General features: G+C 69.0%; 27 protein-coding genes. 13 read left to right on the top strand and 14 right to left on the bottom strand.

From position 1 onward, the window contains the following. Window positions 1-12: 12 nt before the first annotated feature. The 3 genes from ACFVV5_RS07215 (at window position 13) to ACFVV5_RS07225 (ending at window position 3990) form a co-directional block, all read left to right on the top strand. Window positions 13-1452: a GuaB1 family IMP dehydrogenase-related protein gene (locus tag ACFVV5_RS07215; RefSeq protein WP_387241108.1), complete on the top strand. Its 1440-nt coding sequence runs from the start codon at window positions 13-15 to the stop codon at window positions 1450-1452. A 203-nt stretch (window positions 1453-1655) separates the two neighbouring features. Then, window positions 1656-2960 (top strand): hemolysin family protein, encoded by a 1305-nt coding sequence (locus ACFVV5_RS07220; protein WP_387241346.1) that lies wholly within the window; start codon window positions 1656-1658, stop codon window positions 2958-2960. Continuing rightward, window positions 2953-3990: a hemolysin family protein gene (locus ACFVV5_RS07225; RefSeq protein ID WP_387241111.1), complete on the top strand. Its 1038-nt coding sequence runs from the start codon at window positions 2953-2955 to the stop codon at window positions 3988-3990. The genes ACFVV5_RS07220 and ACFVV5_RS07225 overlap by 8 nt, the downstream gene beginning before the upstream one ends. A 42-nt stretch (window positions 3991-4032) precedes the next feature. Here ACFVV5_RS07225 and ACFVV5_RS07230 read toward each other — a convergent pair whose 3' ends face one another. Both ACFVV5_RS07230 and ACFVV5_RS07235 read right to left on the bottom strand, forming a co-directional pair. Then, a complete protein-coding gene (locus ACFVV5_RS07230) occupies window positions 4033-5118 on the bottom strand; it encodes an NADH:flavin oxidoreductase/NADH oxidase (protein ID WP_387241114.1) in 1086 nt (361 codons plus the stop codon). A 54-nt stretch (window positions 5119-5172) separates the two neighbouring features. Further along, window positions 5173-5790: an HAD family hydrolase gene (locus tag ACFVV5_RS07235; protein ID WP_387241117.1), complete on the bottom strand. Its 618-nt coding sequence runs from the start codon at window positions 5788-5790 to the stop codon at window positions 5173-5175. Between the two features lie 42 nt (window positions 5791-5832). Here ACFVV5_RS07235 and ACFVV5_RS07240 point away from each other — a divergent pair, with 42 nt between their 5' ends. The 4 genes from ACFVV5_RS07240 to ACFVV5_RS07255 all read left to right on the top strand — a co-directional run bounded on the left by ACFVV5_RS07240 (window position 5833) and on the right by ACFVV5_RS07255 (window position 9837). Further along, entirely contained in the window at window positions 5833-6717 is an 885-nt protein-coding gene (locus ACFVV5_RS07240; protein WP_387241120.1) for an NAD(P)H-hydrate dehydratase, read from the top strand. A gap of 43 nt (window positions 6718-6760) precedes the next feature. Then, window positions 6761-8095, top strand: coding sequence for a hypothetical protein (locus ACFVV5_RS07245; protein WP_387241123.1), 1335 nt, complete (start codon window positions 6761-6763; stop codon window positions 8093-8095). A gap of 61 nt (window positions 8096-8156) precedes the next feature. Beyond that, window positions 8157-8465 (top strand): MTH1187 family thiamine-binding protein, encoded by a 309-nt coding sequence (locus ACFVV5_RS07250; protein ID WP_387241126.1) that lies wholly within the window; start codon window positions 8157-8159, stop codon window positions 8463-8465. Between the two features lie 91 nt (window positions 8466-8556). Next, a complete protein-coding gene (locus ACFVV5_RS07255) occupies window positions 8557-9837 on the top strand; it encodes an MFS transporter (protein ID WP_387241129.1) in 1281 nt (426 codons plus the stop codon). An 18-nt stretch (window positions 9838-9855) separates the two neighbouring features. Here ACFVV5_RS07255 and ACFVV5_RS07260 read toward each other — a convergent pair whose 3' ends face one another. Genes ACFVV5_RS07260 through ACFVV5_RS07285 form a run of 6 tightly spaced genes read right to left on the bottom strand, consistent with a single transcriptional unit; the run spans window position 9856 to window position 15711 of the window. Beyond that, entirely contained in the window at window positions 9856-10509 is a 654-nt protein-coding gene (locus ACFVV5_RS07260; RefSeq protein ID WP_387241132.1) for a response regulator, read from the bottom strand. A gap of 42 nt (window positions 10510-10551) precedes the next feature. After that, window positions 10552-11751, bottom strand: coding sequence for a hypothetical protein (locus ACFVV5_RS07265; protein ID WP_387241134.1), 1200 nt, complete (start codon window positions 11749-11751; stop codon window positions 10552-10554). Beyond that, a complete protein-coding gene (locus ACFVV5_RS07270; RefSeq protein ID WP_387241137.1) occupies window positions 11748-12908 on the bottom strand; it encodes a sensor histidine kinase in 1161 nt (386 codons plus the stop codon). The genes ACFVV5_RS07265 and ACFVV5_RS07270 overlap by 4 nt, the downstream gene beginning before the upstream one ends. Before the next feature lie 15 nt (window positions 12909-12923). Next, the gene (locus tag ACFVV5_RS07275) at window positions 12924-14129 is read right to left on the bottom strand and encodes a homoserine O-acetyltransferase (RefSeq protein WP_387241140.1); all 1206 of its coding nucleotides are present in this window, start codon (window positions 14127-14129) and stop codon (window positions 12924-12926) included. Between the two features lie 57 nt (window positions 14130-14186). Continuing rightward, window positions 14187-14930, bottom strand: a complete 744-nt coding sequence (locus ACFVV5_RS07280) for a potassium channel family protein (RefSeq protein WP_387241143.1) — start codon at window positions 14928-14930, stop codon at window positions 14187-14189. Window position 14931: 1 nt separating this feature from the next. Next, window positions 14932-15711 carry an SDR family oxidoreductase gene (locus tag ACFVV5_RS07285; protein WP_387241146.1) on the bottom strand — a complete coding sequence of 260 codons (780 nt, stop codon included), beginning with the start codon at window positions 15709-15711 and terminating at the stop codon, window positions 14932-14934. Between the two features lie 141 nt (window positions 15712-15852). Here ACFVV5_RS07285 and ACFVV5_RS07290 point away from each other — a divergent pair, with 141 nt between their 5' ends. Beyond that, window positions 15853-17175, top strand: coding sequence for a bifunctional o-acetylhomoserine/o-acetylserine sulfhydrylase (locus ACFVV5_RS07290; protein ID WP_387241149.1), 1323 nt, complete (start codon window positions 15853-15855; stop codon window positions 17173-17175). A 562-nt stretch (window positions 17176-17737) separates the two neighbouring features. Here the strand turns inward: ACFVV5_RS07290 and ACFVV5_RS07295 are convergent. Beyond that, window positions 17738-19249 (bottom strand): MFS transporter, encoded by a 1512-nt coding sequence (locus tag ACFVV5_RS07295; protein ID WP_387241152.1) that lies wholly within the window; start codon window positions 19247-19249, stop codon window positions 17738-17740. A gap of 42 nt (window positions 19250-19291) precedes the next feature. Between ACFVV5_RS07295 and ACFVV5_RS07300 the strand changes: the two genes are divergently transcribed. The 4 genes from ACFVV5_RS07300 (at window position 19292) to ACFVV5_RS07315 (ending at window position 21802) form a co-directional block, all read left to right on the top strand. Beyond that, entirely contained in the window at window positions 19292-19810 is a 519-nt protein-coding gene (locus ACFVV5_RS07300) for a phosphoribosyltransferase (RefSeq protein WP_387241155.1), read from the top strand. Between the two features lie 11 nt (window positions 19811-19821). Then, window positions 19822-20514, top strand: coding sequence for a uracil-DNA glycosylase (locus ACFVV5_RS07305; RefSeq protein WP_387241158.1), 693 nt, complete (start codon window positions 19822-19824; stop codon window positions 20512-20514). 90 nt (window positions 20515-20604) lie between these two features. Next, a complete protein-coding gene (locus ACFVV5_RS07310; RefSeq protein WP_387241161.1) occupies window positions 20605-21183 on the top strand; it encodes a GNAT family N-acetyltransferase in 579 nt (192 codons plus the stop codon). 73 nt (window positions 21184-21256) lie between these two features. Continuing rightward, window positions 21257-21802 (top strand): EXPERA domain-containing protein, encoded by a 546-nt coding sequence (locus ACFVV5_RS07315; RefSeq protein WP_387241164.1) that lies wholly within the window; start codon window positions 21257-21259, stop codon window positions 21800-21802. Between the two features lie 29 nt (window positions 21803-21831). Here ACFVV5_RS07315 and ACFVV5_RS07320 read toward each other — a convergent pair whose 3' ends face one another. After that, the gene (locus ACFVV5_RS07320; RefSeq protein WP_387241167.1) at window positions 21832-22164 is read right to left on the bottom strand and encodes a DMT family transporter; all 333 of its coding nucleotides are present in this window, start codon (window positions 22162-22164) and stop codon (window positions 21832-21834) included. A gap of 71 nt (window positions 22165-22235) precedes the next feature. On the opposite strand from ACFVV5_RS07320, the gene ACFVV5_RS07325 reads away from it, so the two are divergent. Then, complete coding sequence (locus ACFVV5_RS07325; RefSeq protein WP_387241170.1) at window positions 22236-22664, top strand: VOC family protein; 429 nt, start codon at window positions 22236-22238, stop codon at window positions 22662-22664. 191 nt (window positions 22665-22855) lie between these two features. Here the strand turns inward: ACFVV5_RS07325 and ACFVV5_RS07330 are convergent, their stop codons facing one another. The 4 genes from ACFVV5_RS07330 to ACFVV5_RS07345 all read right to left on the bottom strand — a co-directional run bounded on the left by ACFVV5_RS07330 (window position 22856) and on the right by ACFVV5_RS07345 (window position 25747). Then, the gene (locus ACFVV5_RS07330) at window positions 22856-23632 is read right to left on the bottom strand and encodes a hypothetical protein (protein WP_387241173.1); all 777 of its coding nucleotides are present in this window, start codon (window positions 23630-23632) and stop codon (window positions 22856-22858) included. Then, window positions 23629-24546 (bottom strand): ABC transporter ATP-binding protein, encoded by a 918-nt coding sequence (locus tag ACFVV5_RS07335; RefSeq protein WP_387241176.1) that lies wholly within the window; start codon window positions 24544-24546, stop codon window positions 23629-23631. Before ACFVV5_RS07335 ends, ACFVV5_RS07330 begins: the two co-directional genes overlap by 4 nt. After that, on the bottom strand, window positions 24543-24905 hold the full coding sequence (locus ACFVV5_RS07340; RefSeq protein ID WP_387241179.1) for a GntR family transcriptional regulator: 363 nt from the start codon (window positions 24903-24905) through the stop codon (window positions 24543-24545). Before ACFVV5_RS07340 ends, ACFVV5_RS07335 begins: the two co-directional genes overlap by 4 nt. A 140-nt stretch (window positions 24906-25045) precedes the next feature. After that, window positions 25046-25747 carry a hypothetical protein gene (locus ACFVV5_RS07345; RefSeq protein ID WP_387241182.1) on the bottom strand — a complete coding sequence of 234 codons (702 nt, stop codon included), beginning with the start codon at window positions 25745-25747 and terminating at the stop codon, window positions 25046-25048. Between the last annotated feature and the right edge of the window lie 21 nt (window positions 25748-25768).

The raw sequence follows: 25768 nt of genomic DNA on the forward strand, positions 1-25768 counted from the left end.
AGCGTTATTCCCATGCAGTTCTATGGAACGAATCCGATCAACGATCTGACGTACTCCGACGTGTTCCTCATCCCGTCCCGTTCATCGGTGACGAGCCGCCTCGACGTGTCCCTCGCGCCCAACGACGGGACGGGCGCGACCATCCCGATCGTCTCGGCCAACATGAACTCGGTGACCGGCAAGCGCCTCGCCGCCACGCTCGCCAGGAGGGGCGGTCTCGGGGTGCTGCCGCAGGACATGCACCTGCAGGATCTCGACGACGCCATCCGGTGGGTCAAGGCCCAGCCCGTGGCCTTCGACACCCCGTACGTGCTCGGCCCCGACGAGACGGTGGCCGACGCCCTGCGCCGTGTTCCGGCGCTGGAGGGCCACGGGGTCGTCATCAACGACGCCGACGGCACCTACCTCGGCGCGCTCGCGGCCGGCAGGCTCGGCTCCGCGCTTCCGGATGCCCGGCTCGGCGACCTGCTGCACGGCGCCATCACCTCGCTCGATGCCGAGGACATCACCGGCGGCCGGGCCGCCTTCGACGTGATGAACGCCGCGGACCTCGAGTTCGCGCCCGTGCTCGACCACGGAAAGGTGGTCGGCACGCTCAGCCGGCGCAGCGCCCTGCGCTCGACGATCTACGAGCCGGCGCTCGACGCCCACGGGCGGCTGCGCGTCGCGGCCGCGATCGGCATCAACGGCGATGTCGCGAGCAAAGCCAGAGCGCTCGCCGCGGCCGGGGTGGACGTGCTCGTGATCGACACGGCCCACGGCGATCAGGACGGCATGCGCCGTGCCATCCGCACGGTGAAGGACCTCGGCCTCGGCCTGCCCATCGCGGCCGGCAACGTGGTCACCGCTCAGGCTGTGCGCGACCTCGTGGACGCCGGGGCGGACATCCTGAAGGTCGGCGTCGGGCCCGGCGCCATGTGCACGACGCGCATGATGACGGCGGTCGGTCGCCCCCAGTTCTCCGCTGTGCTGGAGACGTCGGAGACGGCCTTCGAGCTCGGCGCGCACGTCTGGGCGGACGGCGGCGTGCGCTATCCCCGGGATGTGGCCCTCGCGCTCGCCGCGGGCGGCGCGTCGGTGATGATCGGCTCCTGGTTCGCGGGCACCATCGAAGCGCCGGGGGTGCTCAACACCGACGAGCGTGGCGCCCTCTACAAGGAGAGCTGGGGCATGGCGAGCACCAAAGCGGTCAAGGGCCGGTTCGAGCGCCTCGACGCCTACGAGCTCGCCCGGAAGACCCTGTTCGCCGAGGGCATCTCGAGCTCGCGCATCTACCTCGATCCGCTCCGGCCGTCGGTGGAGGACCTGCTCGACATGATCACGACCGGGCTGCGCAGCTCGTTCACCTACGCGGGCGCACGATCGCTCTCGGAGTTCCACGAGCGTGCTCTGGTGGGCATCCAGTCGGCTGCCGGCTACGAGGAGGGCAAGGCGCTGCCGGTCTCCTGGTAAGCGGTCGGGACGGCCGAGGCCTCACCGCCGACCTACCAGGGACCCGGACCGCCGTGTCGCTATACTTGGCGAGACAATGGACGACCCTCCTTCTGCGTACAGCCCATTCGATTCCGCGAGGCCGATGGCCTCGCCAGCCCTCGGCGGCCGCCTGAGCGGGAGCATCCGGAGACGCGGTGACCACCGTGGCGTATGAGTGGATCATGCTCGGGGTCGGCCTCCTGCTGACCGTGGGCACCGGCCTGTTCGTGGCCAGCGAATTCTCCCTCGTCAATCTGGATCGCGGCGAGCTCGAAGCCCGCCGGGCGCGTGGCGAGTCACGTCTCAGCATGACGATCGCCGCCCTCAAGATCACGTCGACCCACCTGTCCAGCGCACAGCTGGGCATCACGTTGACGACGCTGCTCACCGGTTACACGATGGAGCCGGCCATCAGTTCGCTGCTCGACGCTCCGCTGCGCGCGCTCGGCATCCCGGAGAGCGTCGTCGTGCCCATCGCCGTCACCGTGGCGATCGTGGTGGCCACCCTGCTCTCGATGATCCTCGGCGAGCTCGTCCCCAAGAACTTCGCGCTCGCCCTTCCGATCGCGACGGCCAAGCTGGTCATCCCGTTCCAGACGGTGTTCACCACTGTCTTCCGCCCGTTCATCGCCGTGCTCAACGGGACGGCCAACGCCGTGCTGCGCCTGTTCGGCGTGGAGCCGAAGGAGGAGCTGTCCGGAGCGCGCACCGCCGAGGAGCTCTCGTCGCTGGTGCGACGGTCGGCCAGCGCCGGCGTTCTGGAGGCGGACACGGCCACGCTGCTGAGCCGCACCCTGGCGTTCTCGCGGCACACGGCCTCCGACGTGATGACCCCCCGGCCGCGCATCGTCACCGTCCAGCGTGCGGAGCCGGCCCAGGCCGTGCTGGACCTCGCGCGCAGGACCGGCTACTCGCGGTTCCCGGTGAGCGACGACGACATCGACGATGTGGTCGGCATCGTCCACGTGAAACAGGCGGTGGCGGTGCCTCGCGCCCGCCGGTCGCGCGTTCCGGTGTCCGCGCTGATGACGGACGCGCTCCGCGTCCCCGAGACCATGAACCTCGACACGCTGCTCGGCGAGCTCCGCGCTCGCGGCTACCAGCTGGCGGTCGTCGTCGACGAGTACGGCGGCACCTCCGGCATCGCCACGCTCGAAGACCTGGTCGAGGAGATCGTGGGCGAGGTGGCCGACGAACACGACCGCACCCGCGCCGGCGTGGTGCGCGGCCGGGACTCGCTGACGTTCCCGGGCATCCTGAGACCCGACGAACTGCTCGAACGGGCGGGCGTCACGGTTCCCGAAGAGGGACCGTACGAGACGGTCGCCGGCTTCGTGATGAACGAGCTCGGCCGGCTGCCCGCCGTCGGCGACGAGGTCCCGATCGGTGGAGGCACGCTCCGGGTGGAGCGCCTCGAGGGACGGCGGGTGGACCGCATCCGGTACACGCCGGACCCGGTGACCGCGGGGGAGGCCGACGATGAGTGACTGGATCGGTATCGTCTGGCTGATCGTCCTGCTCGCGATCAACGCCTTCTTCGTCGGCGCGGAGTTCGCCGTGATCTCGGCACGACGCTCGCAGATCGAGCCGCTCGCCGAGCGCGGCAAGCGCAGCGCGAAGACGGCGCTCTACGCGATGGAGCACGCCACGCTGATGCTGGCGACCACCCAGCTCGGCATCACGGTGTGCTCGCTGCTCATCCTGAACGTGTCGGAGCCGGCCATCCACCACCTGCTGGAGGGGCCGCTCGGCCTCACCGGGTGGCCGGACGAAGTGATCGGAACGATCGCGTTCATCGTGACGCTGGTGCTCGTGTCGTTCCTGCACGTGGTGTTCGGCGAGATGGTCCCGAAGAACCTGTCGTTCTCGATGCCGGATCGCGCGGCTCTGCTGCTCGCGCCGCCGCTCGTGGCCATCGGGCGCGCGGTGAAGCCGATCATCGTCGCCTTGAACGCGTCGGCGAACGCGGTGCTGCGCCTGTTCGGCGTCGAGCCGAAGGAGGAGGCGGCCAGCACGTTCACTCTCGAGGAGGTGGCGACGATCGTCAGCCAGTCCACTCGCGAGGGGATGCTGACCGACCGCACCGGCGCCCTTACGGCCGCGTTCGAGTTCACGTCGAAGAAGGTGCACGATGTCGCGCTGGGGCTGGACTCCCTGATCTCTCTTCCGCCGTCGCCGACTCCGGCCGATGTCGAGCGGGCCGTCACCAAGCACGGCTTCTCGCGTTACGTGGTCCCGGATGCCTCCGGCGAGCCGACGGGGTACCTGCATCTCAAGGACGTGCTCGACCTGGAGGAGACGGGCTTCGAGCTGCCGGTGCCCGCCAAGCGCATCCGCCGCCTCGTCACGGTCTTCGCCGAGAGCGATCTCGAGGACGCGCTGGCGACGATGCGCCGCTCGGGTGTGCACCTGGCGCGCGTGGTCGATGCGGCCGGCGTCACGACGGGCGTGCTCTTCCTGGAGGACATCATCGAGGAGCTCGTCGGCGAGGTTCAGGACGCGACCCGGCGTTCGTGAGGTGCCGGGTCGCGCGGGTCGCTCCGTCGACCGTGAGGGGCGTCAGGCGTGCCAGCGCGCCCGGAGGTACTGCTGCGGCCAATAGTCGATGGTCGCGCCGAGCTCGTGGGCCGCACGCAGCGCGAAGTGGGGGTCGCGCAGCAGCTCGCGCGCGAGCATGACGGCGTCGGCCTTGCCGCTCTCGACGATCTCCGCCGCCTGCTGGGGCGTTGTGATGAGGCCCACGGCGCTCACCTCGACCTCCGCCGAGCTGCGGACGTGCGCCGCGAACGGCACCTGGTAGCCCGGCTCCAGCGGGATGCGGATGCCGCTCTGTATGCCGCCGCTCGAGATGTCGAAGAAGTCGGCGCCGGCATCCCGCGCCCATCCGGCGACGGTGGCCGTCTGCTGCTCGTCCCAGCCGCCCTCGGCCCAGTCGCTGCCGGAGAAGCGGACGAAGAGGGCCAGCTCGTCGCCCAGCTCTTCGCGCACGGCGCGCACGATGCGCAGGAGGATGCGGGCGCGGTTCTCGAGCGAGCCGCCGTACGCGTCGGTGCGGTGGTTGGCGAGGGGGGAGAGGAACTGGTGCAGCAGGTAGCCGTGGGCGCCGTGGAGCTCGATCGCGCGGAACCCGGCTTCGACGGCACGCCCCGCGGCCATCCGGAAGTCGTCGACGATGGCGTCGATGCCGGCGAGGTCGAGTTCTCGCGGCTCGTCGAGGTCGCCGAACGCGATGGGCGACGGTGCGACGGTCTTCCAGCCGCCCTCCTCGGCGGGGACGGAGCCCGTGCGACCCTCGAAGCCCCAGGCCGGCCAGCTCGACGCCTTGCGGCCCGCGTGCCCCAGCTGGATGCCCGGCACGGCCCCCTGCGAGGCGATGACGTCGACGATGGGCTTCCACGCATCACGCTGCTCGTCGTTCCAGATGCCGGTGTCGCGTGGCGAGATGCGCGCTTCGGGGCTCACCGCGGTGGCCTCCGTGAAGACGAGCGAGCTGCCGCCGACGGCGAACGACGTCAGGTGGATGAGCTGCCATTGCTGCGGAACGCCGGAGTGGTCGAGCACGGAGTACTGGCACATCGGTGAGGTGAAGATGCGGTTGCGCATCGTGACGCCGCGAAGGGTGATCGGATCGAAGAGGGTGGGCATGCAGAGTTCCCGTCGTGAAGCAGATGAGTGAAGGGCGCGGACGCCCTGAAGCTGTTAAGCCGCCAGGGACTCCAGATATGCCCGCAGATCGGCTGCGGTGGTGAAGACGTGCCCCGCGATGCCGAGAGCCTCCGCCCCCTGCACGTTAACCTCTTTGTTGTCGATGAAGACCATGCTCTCGGAGGTGATGCCGAGATCGCGCATCACCGTCTCGAAGATGTCGGCGCTGGGCTTGATGGTGCCGAGCTCGCCGCTCACGAACACCTGCTCGAAGAGGTCTCCGAGCGTGCCGTGGCGGAAGTAGGAGCCGAAATCGCGGCCGGCATTGGAGAGCAGCGCCATGCGCGTCCCGCCCTCCTGGAGTTCGATGAGCACGTCGAGGGTGTCGTGGTCGATGCTGAGCCAGCTGCGGAAGTCGGCGAGCCAGAGCCGGTGGATCGTGGCGTCGCCCCAGTGCTCGCCCAGCTCGCGCTCGATGCCGCGCCAGTACTCCTGGATGCTCATCGTGCCTTGATCGAGCGCGTCGCGATGGCGCCAGTATGCCGGCCAGAACACGTCGGCCTCGCCGCCGGCCAGGCCCGCCAGCTGGGCCCGGTCGGAGTCGCTCGGTGTGACCGAGATGACCTCGCCATAGTCGAAGACGATGACTTTGCCGGGGATGCTGATGCCCATATCGCTGACCTCTTTCGTCGCTCTTCAACCTATCGTGGACGAATGAGCCCGAAACCGGGGAGCGGAGGAGCTGTGGAGAATTGGCAGGCATGGGGTGGTGTGGAGGCCGCCCGCTGGATCGCAGTGCCCGAGGCCTCCGGCGACAAGTACTCGCGAGGAGTGCTCGGCGTCGTCACAGGCTCCGAGCTCTATCCGGGCGCAGCGGTGCTCGGCGTCGAGGCCGCCGCACGCACGGGGCTCGGGATGGTGCGCTACGTCGGTGCGCCGCGTGCGGCCGACTTCGTGCTGCGCCGCCGACCGGAGGTGGTGACCGCTGCCGGACGCGTCCAGGCCTGGCTGATCGGCTCCGGGATGGACGCCGCATCCCGCCCCCAGGAGGATGCCGTGCGGTTGCGCACCGCCCTGCGCGACGGCGTCCCGATCGTGATCGACGCGGGCGCCCTCGACCTCGTGCGCGACGCGACCGGTCCGGTCCTCATCACGCCGCACTACCGCGAGCTCGCCGCCGTGCTGGCCGTCGGGGCCGACGACGACTCGGACGCCGTCACGGCCGACGACATCGCCGCGGACCCGGGGGAGTGGGCGGCGCGCGCCTGCCGGAGCCTCGGCGTGACCGTGCTCCTCAAGGGCCACACCACCTACGTCGCCGGGACCGACGGCTCGCGGTTCGCCGTCCAGGCCGGACCCTCGTGGCTGGCCACGGCCGGCAGCGGCGACGTTCTCGGCGGAGTGCTGGGCGCGTTGCTCGCGACGCACGCCGACGAGATCGCCGGGAGCAGCGCATCCGTGCTGCCCGCCCTCGCGGCGACGGCCGCGTTCCTCCACGGCCGAGCCGGCGAGCGTGCGTCGGACGGCGGGCCCATCACCGCGCTCGACATCGCCGAGGCCCTTCCGGCCACCGTGCGCGAACTCCTCGCCGCTCGCTGAGCGCGCGGGCCGGGGTCGTCCGGGACCACTACGATGGGCGACTATGGGGATCGATCCGGCACCGACTCCGGCGCCGGCGACCGCGAGCGCCGCACGCCGCTTCTTCGCCAGTCCGTACTCGCTGTGGAGCGCATTCCTCCTGGTGCACCTCCTCCTCGGCTGGCTGAGCCTCAACACGGGCGGGATGCCCTTGGGCGACGTCTACCTCGTCTACAAGCCCTGGGCCCAGCTCGCCGGCCAGGGAACCTCGATCGTGGGCATCCAGACCGACTGGGTGTACCCGATCGGCGCACTCGTGCCGATCATGCTGCCGCTGCTGTTCGGCGCCGACAACTACACCGGCGGCTGGCTCACCCTGGTGCTCCTGCTCGACGCCGCCGCGTTCGCCGTTCTGATCGTCGGCCGCGACCGGCGCCGCATCGCCGTGGCCTGGTGGTGGCTCGCGTTCCTCCTGCTGCTCGGCCCGATCGCGATCGGCCGGCTCGACTCGGTGTCGGTGTCGCTTGCGATCGTCGGGCTGCTCTGGCTGACGTTCCACGAGAAGGCGGCCGTGGTCGTGCTCACCTTCGCGACCTGGATCAAGGTGTGGCCGGCAGCGCTGATCGCGGCGGCCGTGGTGGCGTTCCGCACCCGCTGGCGCATCGTGGCCTACGCGGCCGTCACGAGCCTGGTCATCGTGATCGTGGCGCTCACCTTCGGGTCCGGGATGCACGTCTTCAGCTTCATCACCACGCAGACCGGACGCGGCCTGCAGATCGAAGCGCCGATCAGCACCATCTGGATGTGGCAGGTCGCCCTCGGCGTCCCGCACGCCGTCATCTACTACGACCGCGAGATCCTCACCTACCAGGTCACCGGCGACGGCAGCACGACGGCCGGGATGCTCATGAACCCGCTGCTGGCGGTGAGTGCAGCGGTGGTATTCCTGATCGGCATCCGGGCGGTGCGGCGCGGGTCGCCCGTCACGCGCATCCTGCCGGAGCTGTCGCTCGCCCTGGTCGCCGCCTTCATCGCGTTCAACAAGGTCGGGTCGCCGCAGTACGTGACCTGGCTGGCGGCGCCGGTGGTGATCGGTCTCGTGTACCAGGGCCGCGGCTTCCGCACGCCGACGATCCTCGTCACGGTGACGGCGGCGCTCACGCAGCTGATCTACCCCTATCTGTACGACTGGGTGCTCTTCGCGCAGCCGGCGATGCTCGTGGTGCTGACCCTTCGCAACCTGATGTTCTTCGTCATCCTCGGCTGGGCGGTCGCGGCACTCTGGCGCGGCCTGATCGGCGTGGACGCCGAGGCGGACGAGCTGCCGCTGCACGTCTGGCCGTTCCGCGCGCCCGAGCACATCCCGGGGGAGCCGGAGGACGTCGCCGCCGGGCGCTGAGCACTCGTGTGACCGCGTCGGCGGCTGGCTAGGCTGGAGAGCGACGACACAAGGAGGAGCGATGCTGGTTGCATTCTCGGTAGCGCCGAGCGGTACGGGCAGGACGGACGGCTCGGTCCACGATGCGGTTGCCGCAGCCGTGCGGATCGTCCGCGACTCGGGCCTCCCGAACCACACGGACGCGATGTTCACGACCATCGAAGGCGAGTGGGACGAGGTGTTCGAGGTGATCCGCCAGGCGACCGAGGTCGTCGGAGACTACGGTTCGCGCGTCTCCCTCGTGCTCAAAGCCGACATCCGTCCGGGCTACACGGGCGAGCTCGAAGCGAAGGTCGACCGGCTCGAGGCCGCGATCGACAACGACGGCTAGGTCGCCCGGCATCCGGATGGCCGCGACGGTCCGTCCGTCGGCGACACGTCGGCGTGCTCGGGCTCGAATCGATTCGATATAGGCTTGAGGGGTGAACCCTGTCATCGACGGGCCGACGCAGCTGTCGTCGGCCCGTATTCGTCTTGCGCTCTTCGCACTCGCCCTCGGCGGCTTCGGCATCGGCTCGACCGAGTTCGTCGCGATGGGGCTGCTGCCCAACATCGCGCACGACCTGCTTCCGGGCGTGTACGCCGTGTCGCCCGACGACGCCAACGCGCAGGCGGGCTGGGTGATCTCGGCCTACGCACTCGGCGTCGTGGTGGGGGCGCCCACGATCGCCGCCTTCGGCGCACGCTGGCCGCGCAAGAAGCTCCTGCTGTGGCTGCTGGTCGCCTTCGCCGTCGGAACGGTCGCGTCCGCGCTCGCACCGACCTTCCAGCTCGTGCTGATCGCCCGCTTCATCAGCGCGCTTCCGCACGGCGCGTACTTCGGCATCGCCTCGCTGGTCGCAGCGTCGCTGATGGGTCCGGGCAGACGCGGTCAGGGCGTGGCGTTCGTGCTCTCCGGGCTCACGATCGCCAACGTGATCGGCGTGCCGCTCATCACGTGGCTCGGGCAGACCCACGGCTGGCGTGCCGCCTACCTCGTGGTCGCCGGCATCTTCGCCCTCACCTTCGTCGCCGTCGCGTTCCTGGTCCCGTGGCAGGCGGGCAACCCGAAGGCCACCATGGCGAACGAGCTGAAGGCGTTCGGACGGATCCAGGTGTGGCTCGCCCTGCTGATCGGTGCGATCGGCTTCGGCGGGTTCTTCGCGGTCTACACCTACGTCGCCCCGATGGTGACCACGGTCACCGGCCTGAGCGCGTCCGCGGTGCCGCTCGTGCTCATCCTGATCGGTGTCGGGATGACCGTGGGCAACCTGCTCGGCGGCTGGGTCGCCGACCGCGACCTCAAGCGCGGGATGCTCCTGTTCTTCGGCGTCCTGCTGGTGGGCCTCGCCACCCTGTACGTCACGGCGGCGACGCTCGCCGGGCTGCTGATCTCGCTGTTCGTGATCGCCGCGGCGTGCTCCGCGCTGTCGCCGACGATCCAGACGCGGCTGATGGATGTCGCTCACGAGAGCCAGTCGATCGCGGCAGCGCTCAACCACTCCGCGCTGAACCTCGCCAACGCATCCGGTGCGGCCCTCGGCGGCCTCACGATCGCGGCCGGCTTCGGCTACCTGTCGCCGGTCGTCGTCGGCGCGGTGCTCTGCGTCGCGGGCATCGGACTCGCCCTGCTGTCGTTCTCGATCGACCGGTCGCGCGCACGCCGCGGAGTGGACACCGGCGTGGTGCACGCCCAGCGCCCCACCCCGGTCACGATCGACTAGGCCGCAGGGCAGGCGAGGTCAGTCGCCCTGGAGGAGGATGCCGTCCTGGATGGCGCGCTTGCGGAGAGCGACCTTCGTGCCCACGTCGTAGCCGGCCACGCGGTACTTCTCGCGGATGCGCTTGAGGTAGCTCTTGGCGGTCTCGTCGGAGATGCCGAGCTGGAACGCGACGGCCTTGACGGGCTCACCCGCTCCGTAGAGGGCCATGACGCGGCGCTCCTGGGCGCTCAGCTTGGGCGCGCCGCCGACCTCGCCGGCGTTGAGCGCGAGGTCGAGCTCGGCCGAGATGAACGACTCGCCCTTGCTCGCCGCGCGGATCGCCTCGACGATCATCTCGGCGTCCTCGCTCTTCACCAGGTACCCGAGGGCGCCGGCGGCCAGTGCCTCGCGAACCACGGCGGGCTCCGAGTACGTGCTCATCAGCACCGTGCGGACGCCCGTGGTCTTGAGCGTGGACAGCTTGAGGGAGACAGGGATGTTGTCTTTGAGGTCCAGGTCGAGCAGCACGACGTCCACCGGGAACTCCGGATGGGTCAGCAGCTCGGGCCAGCTGGCTACGGCCGCGACCATCCGGATGTCGTCCGCGGCACTGCGGATCCATTCGGTCAGTGCGCCGAGCAGCATCTTGTGATCGTCGACGATCGCGATTCTGATGGGAGGTGCCTCGCTCACGAGTGGCCTTTCTGGCGATTTCCGGAAGCCGCCTTTCGGCGGCTAGAGGTCGGCCGGGTTGTCTGTGACGCTTTCGATCTCGATCCGCAGGGTCGATCCCGAGAAGGTCTCGACGAAGCGGCCCACCTTTTTGATAGCTTGCCACGCCGCGGGGTCAACCCCGTTTCGCGGCACTCCGGTGGCAGTGATCACGATAGGTATTCTGACACCCGCATTGGGGTCGCCCGATTCCGCCGCGCGGGGACGTTCGATGTCGAGTTGCAGGCTGCGCGTCTGCACGGCCCCCTGGCGCACGGGATCGCTGATCAGCAACCACACGGCGGTGAGCAGACCGTCGCGCTGGTCGCGGGTGAGAACACCGGCCAGCCCGTCCGAATCGCTCAGCGTGACCGAGGGGCCGAGGAGCGCGGACTCGGTGATGGCGTGGTAGAGCCAGGTCTCGCGCCGGCCCTGGATCAGGTGCAGCCGCAGCTCGGTCGCGATCGACGCCGCGCCGGAGGCCGTCGCCTCGTCGAGCGGCAGCGGGGTGCGGCCGCTGGCGACGCCGTCGAGCAGTCGCTCGGCGGCGAGGTCGAGGCGTGCGAGCTCCTCCGACGCCATCATGCCGACCGCGTAGCGCGGTGAGCTGACCGTGCTCTGGACCTGCACGAGGTCGAGCTCGAGCTGCACGAGCGTGCGCAGCGAACGGACGATCTGCACACCGAGCAGCGGTGGGGCGACCGCGAGCGCGATGGAGACGAAGGCCGGGCCCAGCGCGGAGGCGTCGTGCTGGCCGCGCAGAGCGAACGCGGCGGCGAGGGCGACACCGAGCGCGATCGCCGGCACGACGATGTCGCGGGCCGGGCGCACGGTCGCGCAGAGCAGGAGCATCGACCCGACGGCGACCGCCGCCGTGGGAGGGGCGCCGTTGTCCCCGGGGCCCCAGGTGCCGGCGATGTCGAGCGCGGCCGCGAGCCCCCAGAGCCCGAGGGCGCTGTAGAACATCCAGTTCGGCAGATCGTCGGGCAGACGCGGATGCACGATCAGCACGACGACGAGCGTTGCGATCAGGATGCCCCACGCCGCGCAACTCAGGGGGAGCGCGGTGTACGTCGAGATGTTCAGGATCATCACGACCAGCTGATAGGCGATCAGCGCGAGGGCGGCGATGTTGAAGCCGAGGTCGAGGCGGGCCCGACCGAGGGCATCCCGCTCGCTCGTGGTCCGCGGGCGCGGAACGGTCTGCTCGACGGTCCGGCTCACTTGGGCACCTCCAGGACGACGGTGGTGCCCGAGCCCGGGGACGAGAACAGGCGCGCGTTGCCGCCCACGTCGCGCAGCCGGGCGACGATCGACTCGGTGAAGCCGAGTCGGCCCTCCTCGATGGTCGTGACGTCGAAGCCTTTCCCCGCGTCGGTGACCATCGCGCGCACGGTCGTCTCGTCGTCGGTGATCGTGACGTGGGCCTCGCTGACACCGGAGTGACGGCGCACGTTCTCCAGGCATTCGGCGAGGGCGAGCAGGAACGAGTCGAGCACGTCGCTCGGCAGCAGCACCTGGCCGGTGCCGTGCCAGTTGACCTCCAGGCCCATGCGACGGAAGCGCTGCTTGACGGACTCGAGCGTGTTGCCGAGCGTGGACTCCTCGACCGGCTTCAGCTTGTAGTCGCCCGACGACGTGGGGTCAGGTGTGAAGCCGAGCCGGAGCTGCCGCAGCAGCGCCGCATCCTCGGCCGCCTGCTCGCGCAGGGCGGCCACGCTCACCCCGACACCGGAGTGCGCCAGGAGTGTGAGGGTGGCCAGCACCGTGTCGTGCAGGAGCCGGGCTCCCTGACGGCGCCGGGCCTCCGTCTCGCTGGCCTGCCGTTCGACGCGGTACGCGCGGCTCATGGTGGAGATGCGTTTGAGAGTGCGCGGGACCGTGCGGGAGAGCCAGAATCCGACGGAGCCCATCGCGATCCAGCCGGCGACGGTGAACACCACCGGCTCGCCGAACCGCGAGTCGGTCGCCAGGAGCGTGGTGATGAGGGTTCCGAGCGTCACGACGGCCGCGACACCGACGAAGACCCAGCGCTTGAACGAGGTCACGCAGACGATCGAGACGCAGGCGATGGCCGCCGCCGAGATCATCCCGACCGCGCTCAGGGCGGCCGGGTCGAGGGGAGTGGCCGGCAGCAGATGCAGCAGGATGAGCGCGTTGCCGGCGACCACGATCGTCACGATCCAGACGTTCTGGTTCGACGTCAGCTGGAACTGGGCGAAGGCGAGCGCTGCGAGCAGCACGATCGAGGCCAGGTAGAGGGGCAGCGGCAGCGCGCCCGGGATGCTCAGGCAGAACAGAGCCGTCGCGGTCGCGGTGAGTCCGATGTTGCGCGCCGTGACGGAGAGAAGGCGATCACGCTCCTTCTGGATGCGTGACATGCTTCTCCGTTCTGCTCAGGCGTCGAACAGGCGGCGGAGCTGCTCGCTGACTGCATCGTCTTCGATCAAGAAGCCGTCGTGTCCGAAATCCGACTCTATTACCACTGGAACCGCACCGTCGATCGTGCCGGGCAGGTGCCGTGCGATCTCCCGCTGACCTTCGACAGGGAACAGTCTGTCACTGTCGATGCCGACGACCAGTGTGCGGGCGGTCACCCGGGTCAGGGCCTCCGCCACGCCGCCGCGACCGCGGCCGACATCGTGCGAGTTCATCGCCTGCACCAGCGTGATGTAGCTGTTGGCGTCGAAACGCCGGGTGAACTTGTTCCCGTGGAAGTCGAGGTACGACTCCACCGCGAACCGGCCGCCGTCGCCGAGCGGGCTGATGCCGCTCTGCCACGACCGCGAGAACCGCTCGTTGAGCTCGGAGGGGCTTCGGTAGTTGAGCAGTGCCATCCGCCGGGCGAGGGCGAGACCCTGGTGGGGTCCCTCGCCGTCGGCGGCGTCGTAGTACAGGCCGCCTCGGAAGAGCGGGTCGGTGCGCACCGCCTCGATCTGCACCGAGTTGAGGGCGATCTGGTCGGCGGTCGAGAACGGGGGTGCGGCGATCACCGCGAGCCGCTCGACGCGGTCGGGGTACGCGACCGCCCACTCGAGGGCCTGCATCCCGCCCATCGAGCCGCCCACCACGCCCGCCCAGCGCTCGATGCCGATGGCGTCGGCGAACGCGGCCTGGGCGTTGACCTGGTCCCGGATGCTCGTGAACGGGAACCGTGGCCCCCACTCGGCGCCGTCCGGCGCGATCGACGCGGGACCGGTCGTGCCCTGGCACGCCCCGAGCATGTTCGGGACGACGACGAAGAACCTGTCGGTGTCGATCGCCTTGCCGGGGCCGATGATCCCCTGCCACCAGCCGGGGGTCGGATGCCCGGGGCCGGCCGCTCCGACGGCGTGGCTGTCTCCCGTGAGGGCGTGCAGCACCAGAATGGCGTTGTCGCGCTCGCGGGAGAGCTCGCCCCAGGTCTCGTAGGCGACCCGTACGTACGGGAGGGTCTCGCCGCTCTCGAACTCGAAGGCGCCGATTCCGGCGAAACGCCGTCCGCCCTCCTCGTCGCTCTCTTTCCAGGCGCCGCTCGCCGGGGGTTTGCCGAGGAGCGACCGCGCCTGTGCCTCCGTGATGAAACTCGACGGGGCCGTATCAGCTGATGTCTGCCACTCCATAGGCCAATTCTGTCCGAGTAGGGAGCGGCGCGTGGCTGTGTTACGTCGGTACGATTCCTAGCTCTCGCCGTCGGCGTCGGTGCGCTCGTCGCCGACGCTCAGATCGAGTTCGGGTGAGTGCCCGAGCTCGTGACCGTGGGAGTGGTCGTCGCGGTTCTGGCGCAGATGGGCGGTTCGGTCGTTCAAGGCGGTCACGATCGTCGCACTCGCCGTTCCCACGATTCCCACGCCGCCGATCATCAGCAGCACGGCGAGGACGCGACCGGTCACGGTGACAGGGACGTAGTCGCCGTAACCGACGGTCGCCATCGTCACGATCGCCCACCAGACGGAGTCGCCGAAGCTCGTGATGCTGGCGCCCGGCGCATCCCGTTCCACCGAGTAGACGGCGAGCGAGATCACGTAGATGAACATGACCACGAACGACGCCGCGATGATCACCACGCGTCGTCGCAGGTGCTGACCGGTGTTCCCCCGCAGCAGCGGCACCTTGGAGAGCTCCTTCAGCAGCCGGAACGGACGGGCGAGCGGCAGCAGGACCGACGCGAGATCGATCGGGTTCTGCCGCACGAACTCCCATTTGCGCGGGCTGAGTGACAGGCGCACCACGAAGTCCACGACGAACAGGACCCAGACGAGCACGAGGACGACGGCCAGGGTGATCGAGAGCCAACCGGGTCTCCGGGGCTCGAGGATCCCCCAGGAGTACGCGATCAGGAACAGCACGCTCGCGGCGATGAGCGGCCACGCTGTGGCGTCCTCCCAGCGCTTGCGCGCGCGCAGATTCCCCTGGGCGGCCATCTCAGTCGGTCCGAACCTGGAGCGCGCCCTTGTGGAACCGGTACGGCGCCGCCTGGGCGACCGGCTTGATCACGATGAGGTCGAGGTCGACGTGACCGGGCCGCTCGAGGGCGTCGACGATGGTCTCGGCGACGTCCTCGGCGGTCAGGGGCTCGGGCACGTCGTCGTAGACGGCGTCGCGCTTGGCCTTGTCCCCGCCGAAGCGCACGAGCGAGAACTCCTCGGTGGCGACCATGCCGGGAGCCACCTCGACCACCCGGATCGGCTCGCCGTTGAGCTCCAGGCGCAGCACCTCGGTGAGGGCGTGCTCGGCGAACTTGGCCGCGTTGTACCCGCCGCCGCCCACGTAGGCGGTGTGGCCCGCGATCGAGGTCACGTTCAGGATGTCGGCGTGCCCGTCGTCGGCGGCTCCCGCACGGAGCAAGGGGAGCAGCGTGCTGATCACACGTTTGGTGGCGATGACGTTGATCTCGAACATCCACACCCAGTCCTCGATCTCCGACTTCTCCACCGAGTCGAGCCCGTGGGCGCCGCCCGCATTGTTGACCAGGGCGTGGACGGGGCCGGTCGCTGCGAGCTGCGCGGCAAGACGATCGACGTCGTCCTGCTTCGTCAGGTCGGCGACGAACGTCTCTGCACCGGTCTCGGCGGCGAGGGCCTCGAGGCGGTCGGCACGCCGGGCGACACCGACGACGTCCCAGCCTCTCGCGCGGAACAGGCGCACCGCGGCCGCCCCGATCCCCGAACTCGCACCGGTCACGACCACACGTCTCGTACTCATGCCGTCTATTCTGGCCCGCTGCCGAGCATCCGGGGGTTACGTCGTGTTTCGCGCGCGTTGCCGGCGCCGGCGCGCGAGCCTACTCTGCAGGAGAGGCGGTGGCATGCCGCACGCCCCACCGAAACCCGAAGGAGTGACGCCATGACCGATGCCGCCGACTGGCAGTTCGAAACCAAGCAGATCCACACGGGCGCTGCGCCCGACCCCGTGACCAATGCGCGGGCGACGCCGATCTACCAGACCACCTCGTACGTGTTCAACAACGCCGAGCACGCCAAGAACCTGTTCGCGCTCGCCGAGTTCGGCAACATCTACACGCGCATCCAGAATCCCACCCAGGCTGTCGTCGAGGAGCGGGTCGCCGCTCTCGAAGGCGGCACCGGAGCCCTCCTCGTCGCATCCGGCCAGGCTGCGTCGACGTTCGCGATCCTCAACATCGCGCAGGCCGGCGACCACATCGTCTCCTCCAGCTCGATCTACGGCGGAACGTACAACCTCTTCAAGTACACCCTCGCCAAGCTCGGCATCGAGACCACGTTCGTCGAGAACCAGGACGACGCCGACGAGTGGCGCCGCGCGGTCCGCCCCAACACGAAGCTGTTCTTCGCCGAGACCATCGGAAACCCGAAGATCAACATCCTCGACATCGAGCTCGTCGCCGGCGTGGCGCACGCGGCCGGCGTCCCGCTGATCGTCGACAACACGATCGCCACGCCGTACCTGATCCGCCCGTTCGAGTTCGGCGCCGACATCGTCGTGCACTCGGCCACCAAGTTCCTCGGCGGCCACGGCACGGTCATCGGCGGCGTGGTCGTCGACGGCGGCACCTTCGAGTGGTCGAAGAACGTCGAGAAGTTCCGGGGACTCACCGAGCCCGACCCGTCGTACCACGGCGCCAGCTACACCGCGGCGGTCGGTGACGGTCTCGCCTACATCATCAAGGCCCGCGTGCAGCTGCTCCGCGACCTCGGCTCGGCGATCGCCCCGGCCAGCGCGTGGCAGCTCATCCAGGGCATCGAGACGCTCTCGCTGCGTGTCGAGCGCCACGTGCAGAACGCGCAGGAGATCGCGGAGTTCCTCGAGAACCACCCCGACGTCGCTTCGGTCAACTACGCGGGGCTGCCCACCAGCCCCTGGTATGCGGCCGCGAACAAGTACGCCCCGAAGGGCGTGGGCGCCGTGCTCTCGTTCGAGCTCAAGGGCGGGGTGGATGCCGGCCGCGCGCTGGTCGACAACCTCTCACTGTTCAGCCACCTCGCCAACATCGGCGACGTGCGCAGCCTGGTGATCCACCCGGCGTCCACCACCCACGCACAGCTCACCCCCGAGCAGCAGCTGACCGCGGGCGTCACCCCCGGCCTGGTGCGCCTCTCGGTGGGCCTCGAGAACGTCGAGGACCTGAAGGCGGACCTCGAGGCGGGCCTGGCGGCCGCTCGGTCGGTCGCGCAGGCTGCGCGGGTGTAGCGGAGGCTGCGTTCGGCGTTCGGCGTTCCGCGTCCGCGTTCCGCATCCGCTGAAGTGAAGGGCCCCGTGAGCGATGTTCACGGGGCCCTTTCACGCGCGCGGAAGGCCAGGCCGCCCCCCAGCCTGCAGTTGTCCACAGGCGCGGGCTCGCTCCTCGCGTGAGTTGTTCCAAAGTGTCGTTATGAGGGCGAGATAGCGGCCTATAACGACACTTTGGAACGACTCAGCGTCAGGAGGTCTCTGGGGGTGGGAGGTTTCGGGCGGGGACGGGTTTCTGCGGGTGGGAGGTTTCGGTCGGGGAGTGGTTTCTGCGTGTGGGAGGTTTTCAGGCAGGGAAAGAGTCAGTGGGCGCGGTTGTCCACAGGCGAGGGACTCGTTCCTCGCGTGAGTTGTTCCAAATTGTCGTTATCAGGGCGAAATGGCGGCCCATAACGACAATTTGGGACAACTCAGCGTGTGAGAGGTCTCTGTGGGTGGGAGGAGAGTGGATGGGGAAGCGAGCGCATGCGGGCGCGCGGATACCCGCGGGCGCGGCGGCGCATGCGGGGGCGCACCTCCTGCGTCAGGCAACGGGAGCCTCCGCGGCCTCCGCGGGCTGCGCGGGTTCCGCATCGGCGAACGCCAGCTTGGGGACGAAGAAGAGCAGCACGGCGGCCACGAGGGCACCGAGGCCGCAGATCGTCCAGACGAGCATGTAGCCGAACAGGCTGGCGGCCGTGGCGGTCACCGTGGCCGCGCCCGCCAGCAGCACCACGCCGAAGACGGCCGACGCGAATGAGCCGCCGATGGTCTTGGTGGTGTTGGTCAGCGCGGTCGCGATGCCGGTCTGGCCACGGGGCGCAGCGGCGGCGGCTGCGGCGGGGAGGGACCCGACCAGGGCGCCGGATCCGATGCCGGCGATGGCCATGTTGGTGAACACCTGCCAGGTCTCCTGGTGGAACGGCAGGAAGAGCAGATAGCCGATCGCCACCAGGAACGCGGCGACGATCAGGGCGCCCCTCGGAGTCGCCCGCCGTGACAGCACGGGGAACAGCAGAGCGCCGACGATCATCGAGATCAGGTAGGCGCCGATCAGGATGCTCCGCTGGCCCGCCGAGAGTCCGAGGCCGTAGCCGTTGACCGGGTCGGTGCCGGCGAACGTGCTCAAGGGCGCCTGCGCGCCGAGCAGGCTGATGCCGATCAGGCCGGCGGTCAGCTGCACCGGCCACATGTTCGGGCGGCGCAGCACCCGCAGGTCGATGGCCGGGTCCTCCTGCTTCAGCTCGTACCGGCCGAAGGGGATGAAGGTGAGGATGCCGGCGACGATGAGCACCCACACCCACCAGGTGCCGACGCCGTTGATGCGCAGGAACGTGAGGCCCGAAGTGATCAGCAGGAGCCCGAGCGTCAGGATGCCGAAGCCGACCCCGTCGAGGCGGCGGCGGCCGGGCGCGGGCTCGGACTCGGGGACGCCGAACAGGATGGCGAAGAACACGAGCGTGACGGCGACGGCCGGGACGATCAGTGTGAGGGTGACGTTCTGGGCGAACGCCTCGAAGAGCAGGCCGGCCCCGATGGCGCCGACGATGGCGCCCGCCTCGAGCGCGACGACGAGCAGGCCGGCGGCGCGCCGGGTCTGCGAGGCCGCGGTGCCGGAGCGGCGCCCGCGATCGAAGATCAGTGCCACCTCCAAGGGCAGCCAGACGACGTAGAAGCCTTGCAGCGCGAACGCGATGAGGAAGGTGGTGAAGTTCGACGAGAACGCGAGCGCCCACGTCGCCAGCGCCGTCAGCACGGTGGCGATCAGCAGGATGCGCTTGTGGCCGAACATGTCGCCCAGCTTCGCCAGCACCGGCACCACCAGAGCCGACAGCAGCAGCTGCGCGGCCTCGAACCAGTTGTAGTCGGCGTCATGGATGCCGAGATGCTTGACGATGTCCGAGATCAGGGGCACGTAGTAGCCCTGCAGGATGCCGCTGGTCACCTCGACGAAGGCGAGCCATCCGATGAGGCCGGCGGTCACGCCGATCGCAACGGAACCACGGCGAGAAGTGGGGATGGCGCGGTCGGGCCCGCTCGTCCTCTGTGACGTCATTCGTGGATGCTAGCACCGCCGTCGCACGGGTACGGTAGGTGGATGGCCAGCGAACTCGACGACTCCGGATCAACCGTTCTCGCGGAGACGGAGCGTGAGGTCCTCGGGTGGCTGGAATTCGGCGAGGCGTCCCGCCATCTGGCCGGCGAGGTCGTCGAGTCGGGCTTCGAGCCCGACCTGGTCGTCGCGATCGCCCGCGGTGGGCTGCTGCTCGCCGGCGCGATCTCCTACGCGCTCGGCATCAAGGCGTGCGGCGCGCTCAACGTCGAGTTCTACACCGGTGTCGACGAGCGGCTGCCCGAGCCGGTCGTCCTCCCGCCGATGCTCGATCAGTCCGCGCTCGGCGGCAAGCGGGTGCTGCTCGTCGACGACGTGTCGGACTCGGGGCGCACGCTCGCCATGGTGGTCGACCTGATCGCAGCATCCGGAGCCGACGTGCGCACCGTGTGCCTCTACAGCAAGCCCCGCACGGTGCTCGAGCCCCACTTCGTCTGGCGCAAGACCGATCGCTGGATCACCTTCCCGTGGTCGGCTCTCCCGCCGGTGACGGCCGGCGAATAGTCGCACCCGCCGTGCCCAAGACCCTCGCCGAGCTGGCTGCGGACGGTTCGATGGACCCCGGCTGGGCGGCCGCCCTCGAACCGATCGCCGACCGGATCGCCGACATGGGCGCGTTCCTGCGGGCGGAGGTGTCGGCCGGCCGCGGCTACCTGCCCGCCGGGCCGAACGTGCTCCGGGCGTTCCAGGCTCCCCTCGCGGACGTGCGGGTGCTGATCGTTGGTCAGGACCCGTATCCGACTCCCGGGCATCCGATCGGCCTGTCGTTCGCCGTGGAACGGCACGTCCGGCCCCTGCCGCGCAGCCTGCAGAACATCTACCGCGAGCTGCGCGACGACCTGCAGCTCGCTCCACCGCCGCACGGCGACCTCAGCGCCTGGTCCCGGCACGGCGTGATGCTGCTCAACCGCGTACTGACCGTGCGGCCGGGGGAGCCGGCCTCGCACCGGGGAAAGGGGTGGGAGCCGGTGACCGAGTACGCCATCCGGTCGCTGGTCGCCCGCGGCACGCCGTTCGTCTCGATCCTGTGGGGTCGGGACGCGTCGACCCTGAAGCCGCTGCTCGACGGCAACCCGGTGATCGAGTCCGCGCATCCGAGCCCGCTGTCGGCGTCGCGCGGCTTCTTCGGCTCGCGGCCGTTCTCGCGGGCCAACGGGCTGCTGGCGGACCTGGGCGAGAAGCCGGTCGACTGGGCGCTCGAACCCTGAGCGACCCGGTCCGGGACCCACGGTCCAGGTCGGCGGTCCGGGCACCCGGTATTTACGCGCGCGAAACGCGCCGAGCGTAGGCTGGTGCCCGTGCTTGAAGAGGAATACCAGACACGACGGAAGCTCCCGCCCCACCTGCGCAAGAGCGAGCCGGCCGAGACGCCGTTCGAGTTCAGCATCCGGGATGCGGTGGCCGCCGACCTGCCCTGGGTGCGGGAGATCTACAACCACTACGTCGCCAACAGCACTGTCACGTTCGACGAGGACGCGATGACGCTGCGCGAGTGGAAGTCGAAGTTCGCCTACCTCGAGAAGCTCGGGATGCCCTTCATCGTCGCCGTCTCGCCGAGCGGGCAGATCCTCGGCTACGCCCTCGTCTCGCCGTGGAAGCAGAAGCGGGCCTACCGGTTCACGGTCGAGAACTCCATCTACCTCGGCGCCGCCTCGACCGGCAAGGGTCTCGGGCCCGTGCTCATGCAGGCGCTCATCGACAAGTCGAAGGCGGCCGGGCTGAAGGAGATGATCGCCGTCATCGCCGACAAGGGGGCGGAGGCGTCGATCAAGATGCACGAGAACTTCGGCTTCACCGAGATCGGGCGCATGGGGCGCGTCGGCTACAAGTTCGACCGCTGGCTCGGCACCGTGCTGATGCAGAAGTCGCTCAAATAGCGATTCGTCCAGCTATTCGTCGCGCGGCGGTTCGATGCTGTCGGGCCGCCGCAGAACTCACTAGGGTGTCTGCGTGAGTACCGCGACTACGAATCAGCAGACGGTCGCCGCCGCCCCCGCGACGCCGCCGAATCTGCCCCTGCGCAAACGTCCGATCGACATCTTCTTCATCTGCGTCTTCTCGCTGTTCATCGTGACCTGCATCATCAGCGACGCGATCCCGACCCTGGGCATTCCGCAGACGGCGACGACGCACAACCTGTTCGCGCAGTGGAACTACACGTACTCGTCGCAGTACGACCCGCTCTACGAGAACCCGCCGATCTGGCTCCGGTTCATCACGGGCACGTCGGCGTTCATCTACCTGCCGTTCTATGTGCTGCTGATCGTCTGCCTGTCCAAGGGCTACAACTGGATCCAGCTCTACGCGGTCATCTACGCCACAATGATCATCAGCCTCACGGGCATCCCGATCTTCGGCGTCGAGTTCTTCGGCGACGTGGCCCAGCGCACGCCGCAGCCGTTCATCTTCCTGCTCTACAACGGGCCGTACGTCCTCATCCCGCTGCTGCTGCTGATCCGGATGCGCAAGCCGCTGCCGTTCGCACGGAAGTTCTAGTCCGCGCGTTCGTGACGGGCGTGCCAACCTCAGGCGGGCCGGCCGCCGAGCTCGAGCAGGCCGACGCCGAGGATGACGAGCACGATGCCGGCGATCTGGACCCAGGTCAGCGACTCCTTGAAGAACACCCACGAGATCAGCACGATCGCCACGACTCCCACCGCCGACCAGATCGCGTAGGCGACGCCCAGCGGGACGCCGCGGGCGAGGGACTGCGACAGCGCCACGAACGAGGCGACGTAGCCGACCACGACGATGACGAACGCCCACCAGCGGGCGTCGTCGCCCGACGTGAACTTGAGGAACGTGGTCGCGACGACTTCCGTGACGATGGCGATGGCGAGGAATACATAGCCGAGCACGGCGGGTTGCTCCTGTCAGTCGGGCGGACGCCGGACACTGGGACAAACGTACCGATCGAGGAGGGCGGCGGATGGGCGACACGGCAGGGGTCCGGCAGCTGCGGATCGTGGTGGAGGCGGACGACTACGACGCGGCACTCGCGTTTTACCGGGACGTCCTCGGGCTCGACGAGCAGGAATCGTATTCGGGCGAGGGAGGGGCCAGGGTGGCGATCCTCGACGCGGGTCGCGCGACGCTCGAGATCGCGAACTCCGCGCAGAAGGCGATGATCGACGAGGTGGAGGTGGGGCGACCGGTCGCCCCGCACATCCGGCTGGCCTTCGAAGTGGGCGACGGCCGCACGGTCACTGCGCGCCTGGTGGAGGCCGGCGCCGAGCTGATCGCACCGCCGACGGTCACGCCGTGGAACTCGCTCAACGCGCGGCTCGCGGGGCCGGCGGACCTGCAGCTGACCGTCTTCCAGGAGCTCGGGAACGCGGGCGACGCCAGCGCCGGCTGAGTGTTGGCTTTGCACTGTTTCTGGATGCCGTGAGACGTCGGTCGCGCGGCATCCCGCCGACCTAGGGTGAGACCACGTCATCAACGGACGGCTCGCAACAGGGATAGCTGCGGCCCGGCCGTGGCGAGGCGGATGAACAATCGTGGCCGGGAACCCGTCGGGTCCCCGGCCACGTCCATGCGTTCGGCGGCTCAGCTCTTCGGCGTCGCCTTGCGCAGGATGAAGAAGCCGGCCACCGCCCCGAGCGCCGTGGGCACCAGCAGCCAGGCCACCACACCGGTCGGACCCATGGTCGCGAACCAGGTGCCGACAGCCGCCCAGCTGCCAGTCAACGTGATCAGGGCGACGGCGCCGACCAGGAGCAGCACCAGGATCGCGCCGGCCAGCAGAAGACCGTTCACCCTCCAGCGCATGAAGATCGTGGCGCTGGTCGATCCGACGAAGAAGAAGAACAGCATCGCGGCGAAGACGATGAACAGCCGCGACCAGACGCCGCCGCCTCCGAAGTAGATGGAGGTGAACAGGTGGCCGCCGAGACCCCAGCCGCCCGTCGCCTCCTCGATCAGGGAGAGGACGGTGAAGCCGAGCGAGTAGCCCGCTGCGAGCATCCCGAAGGTGAGCGCCGAGCCGAGATAGAAGTCGCGGCGGGTCACGCTGTAGCCGAGGGCGAACGGGAAGGTCAGGCTGATCACCGTGATGCCCACCACGAGCATGTAGACGAAGATGTAGAACGCTCCGCCGCTCCACTGCGTGTTCTGGAGGGCGTCGGCGCGGTCCTTCGGTCCGGCGGCGACCCAGATGATCCACCAGATCAGATAGTTCACCACCCAGATGAACCCCATGATCATGATCGGCAACCAGATGGTGCTCCACTTGTTGACCATGTTGAGGCGGACCACGCGCCAGATGCGCTGGCCGGAGGCGGGCGTGGTGCGGAGGATCGCGGCCTCCGGTGCGATGGCGGTCATGCGCTCTGCTCGAATTCTGTCGCTCGGACGTTGGTCTTGCGGACGATGAGTTGCTGGAGGGATACGGGCGAGAGCTCGAGGCCGGCAGCGAGGGCCTCCGCGCGATCGGACGGGCTCAGGGCGCCGACGGTGACGGAGGCTAGACCTCCGACGCCTTCGCGGTGCAGCACCTCGTGGCGGCCGACGAACGCGTCGACCGTGCCGCGCCGGCCGACCACGGTGATGGCGGAGTCGCGCATCTCGTCGGCGTCCTCATCCATCAGGATGCGGCCCTGATCGATCACGATGACGTGCTCCAGCAGGTTGGCCACCTCGTCGATCAGGTGCGTGGAGAGGATGACGGTGCGCGGATGCTCGGAGTAGTCCTCGAGGAGGCGGTCGTAGAAGATCTGCCTGGCCACCGCATCCAGCCCCAGGTACGGTTCGTCGAAGAACGTCAGCGGTGCGCGCGAGGCGAGGCCGACGATCACGCCGACGGCGGAGAGCTGGCCGCGGGAGAGCTTCTTGATCCGGCGGTTCATCGGCAACCGGAAGTCGGCGATGAGCTGCTCGGCGAAGTCGGCGTCCCAGTTCTCGAAGAACCAGGGGGCGCTGCGGAAGACGTGCTTCGGCATGAAGTCGTCGGGGTAGCGCTGGCTCTCCTTGATGAAACAGATGTTCTGGAGGATGCGGGCGTTCTCGACCGGCCTCTCGCCGAACACCCGGATGTCGCCGCGGGTGGCGAAATCCTGACCGGTCAGCAACTGCATGATGGTGGTCTTGCCGGCGCCGTTGCGGCCGAGGAGCCCGTAGATCTTGTTGGGTTTGACGGTGAAGCTGATGTCGTCGATGGCGGTGAACGAGCCGAAGCGCTTGGTGAGGCCTTCGACGTGCACGGCCGGCGCGATCGACGTCGGAGTTGCGGTGCTGGTCATGCGCTGACTCCTTCCGTGGAGATCATCTCGGTGAGTTGCTGGGGGTCGATCCCGAGCTTCGCCGCTTCGGCGAGCAGGGGCCGGAGGTATTCGTCGCGGAACGCCTCGCGCCGCTTGACGATGAGGCGCTCGCGGGCGCCGTCGGCCACGAACATGCCGATTCCTCGTTTCTTGTAGAGAATTCCGTCGTCGACGAGGAGGTTGACCCCTTTGCCGGCGGTTGCGGGGTTGATGCGGTAGAAGGCCGCGAACTCGTTGGTGGACGGCACCTGGGTCTCCGGAGGGTAGACGCCGTCGATGACGTCGTTCTCGATCTGTTCGGCGATCTGCACGAAGATCGGCTTTCCCTCGTCGATCATGCGTGCGTCCTTCCGTCGACCAACCTCATCGGTTAGTTACTCATGTAACTAACCAACCAGGCTCGCGACGATTTGTCAACACTTTTCTCACGAGCGCGTGAGCGGGCGCGAGAGCGAGCGGCCGTGCGAGGCGCGGATCGTCAGAGGAGGTTGACTGTGACGTCGTCGACGTAGAGCAGCAGGGCGATCAGCACGGCGAAGCCGCCGGTGGCGGCCAGCAGACCCGGATGCGCGAACCCGACGATCATCCGCTGCGTGCGGGGTTCCTCGGCCAGGAACGACGCCGGAATGCGGGTCTTCCGCGGTCGTGCCTTCCACCCGCGCAGCCGCGACAGGAACCACGCGTACCGGAAGATCAGCAGGAGCCAGAGGAAGAGCACGACCACCGGCACGACCTCGATGAGCAGGCTGAGCCCGATCCCCAGCGTGTCGATCTCGTTGTTCCTGCCCTCGTTCTGCAGCTGCACCGCGATCGTCGCGCTGAGCACGACGGAGAGCGTCCACGCGAGGAACGCTCCGACGTAGGCAGCGAAGCGGGTGAAGAAGTGCCCGAGCACCGACTCGGGACGGCGCAGGTGCGAGTGCGGCGTCTGGCTGAGCACGATCACCGTGGCGGTGAAGGTGGGCAGCACCGCGACGATCACGATCGCGAACCACACCGCTGCGTGCAGGCTGAAGTGGTCGGCGGGCACGAGCAGCAGCACCCAGAACGCGGCCCAGATCCAGCCCGCGGTCAGGGCGTGCTCGACCAGCCAGACCGGGTGGCGGTGTTCGTAATGAGCGGCGACCCTGATCACCGATCGCCGGGCGACGACCTGCTCGACGGGCTCCCGCTCCTCCATGCTGACACTGTAGTGGGGCTA

Origin of the sequence: Leifsonia sp. NPDC058248 (assembly GCF_042881905.1) — a bacterium.
Classification (GTDB): domain Bacteria; phylum Actinomycetota; class Actinomycetes; order Actinomycetales; family Microbacteriaceae; genus Leifsonia.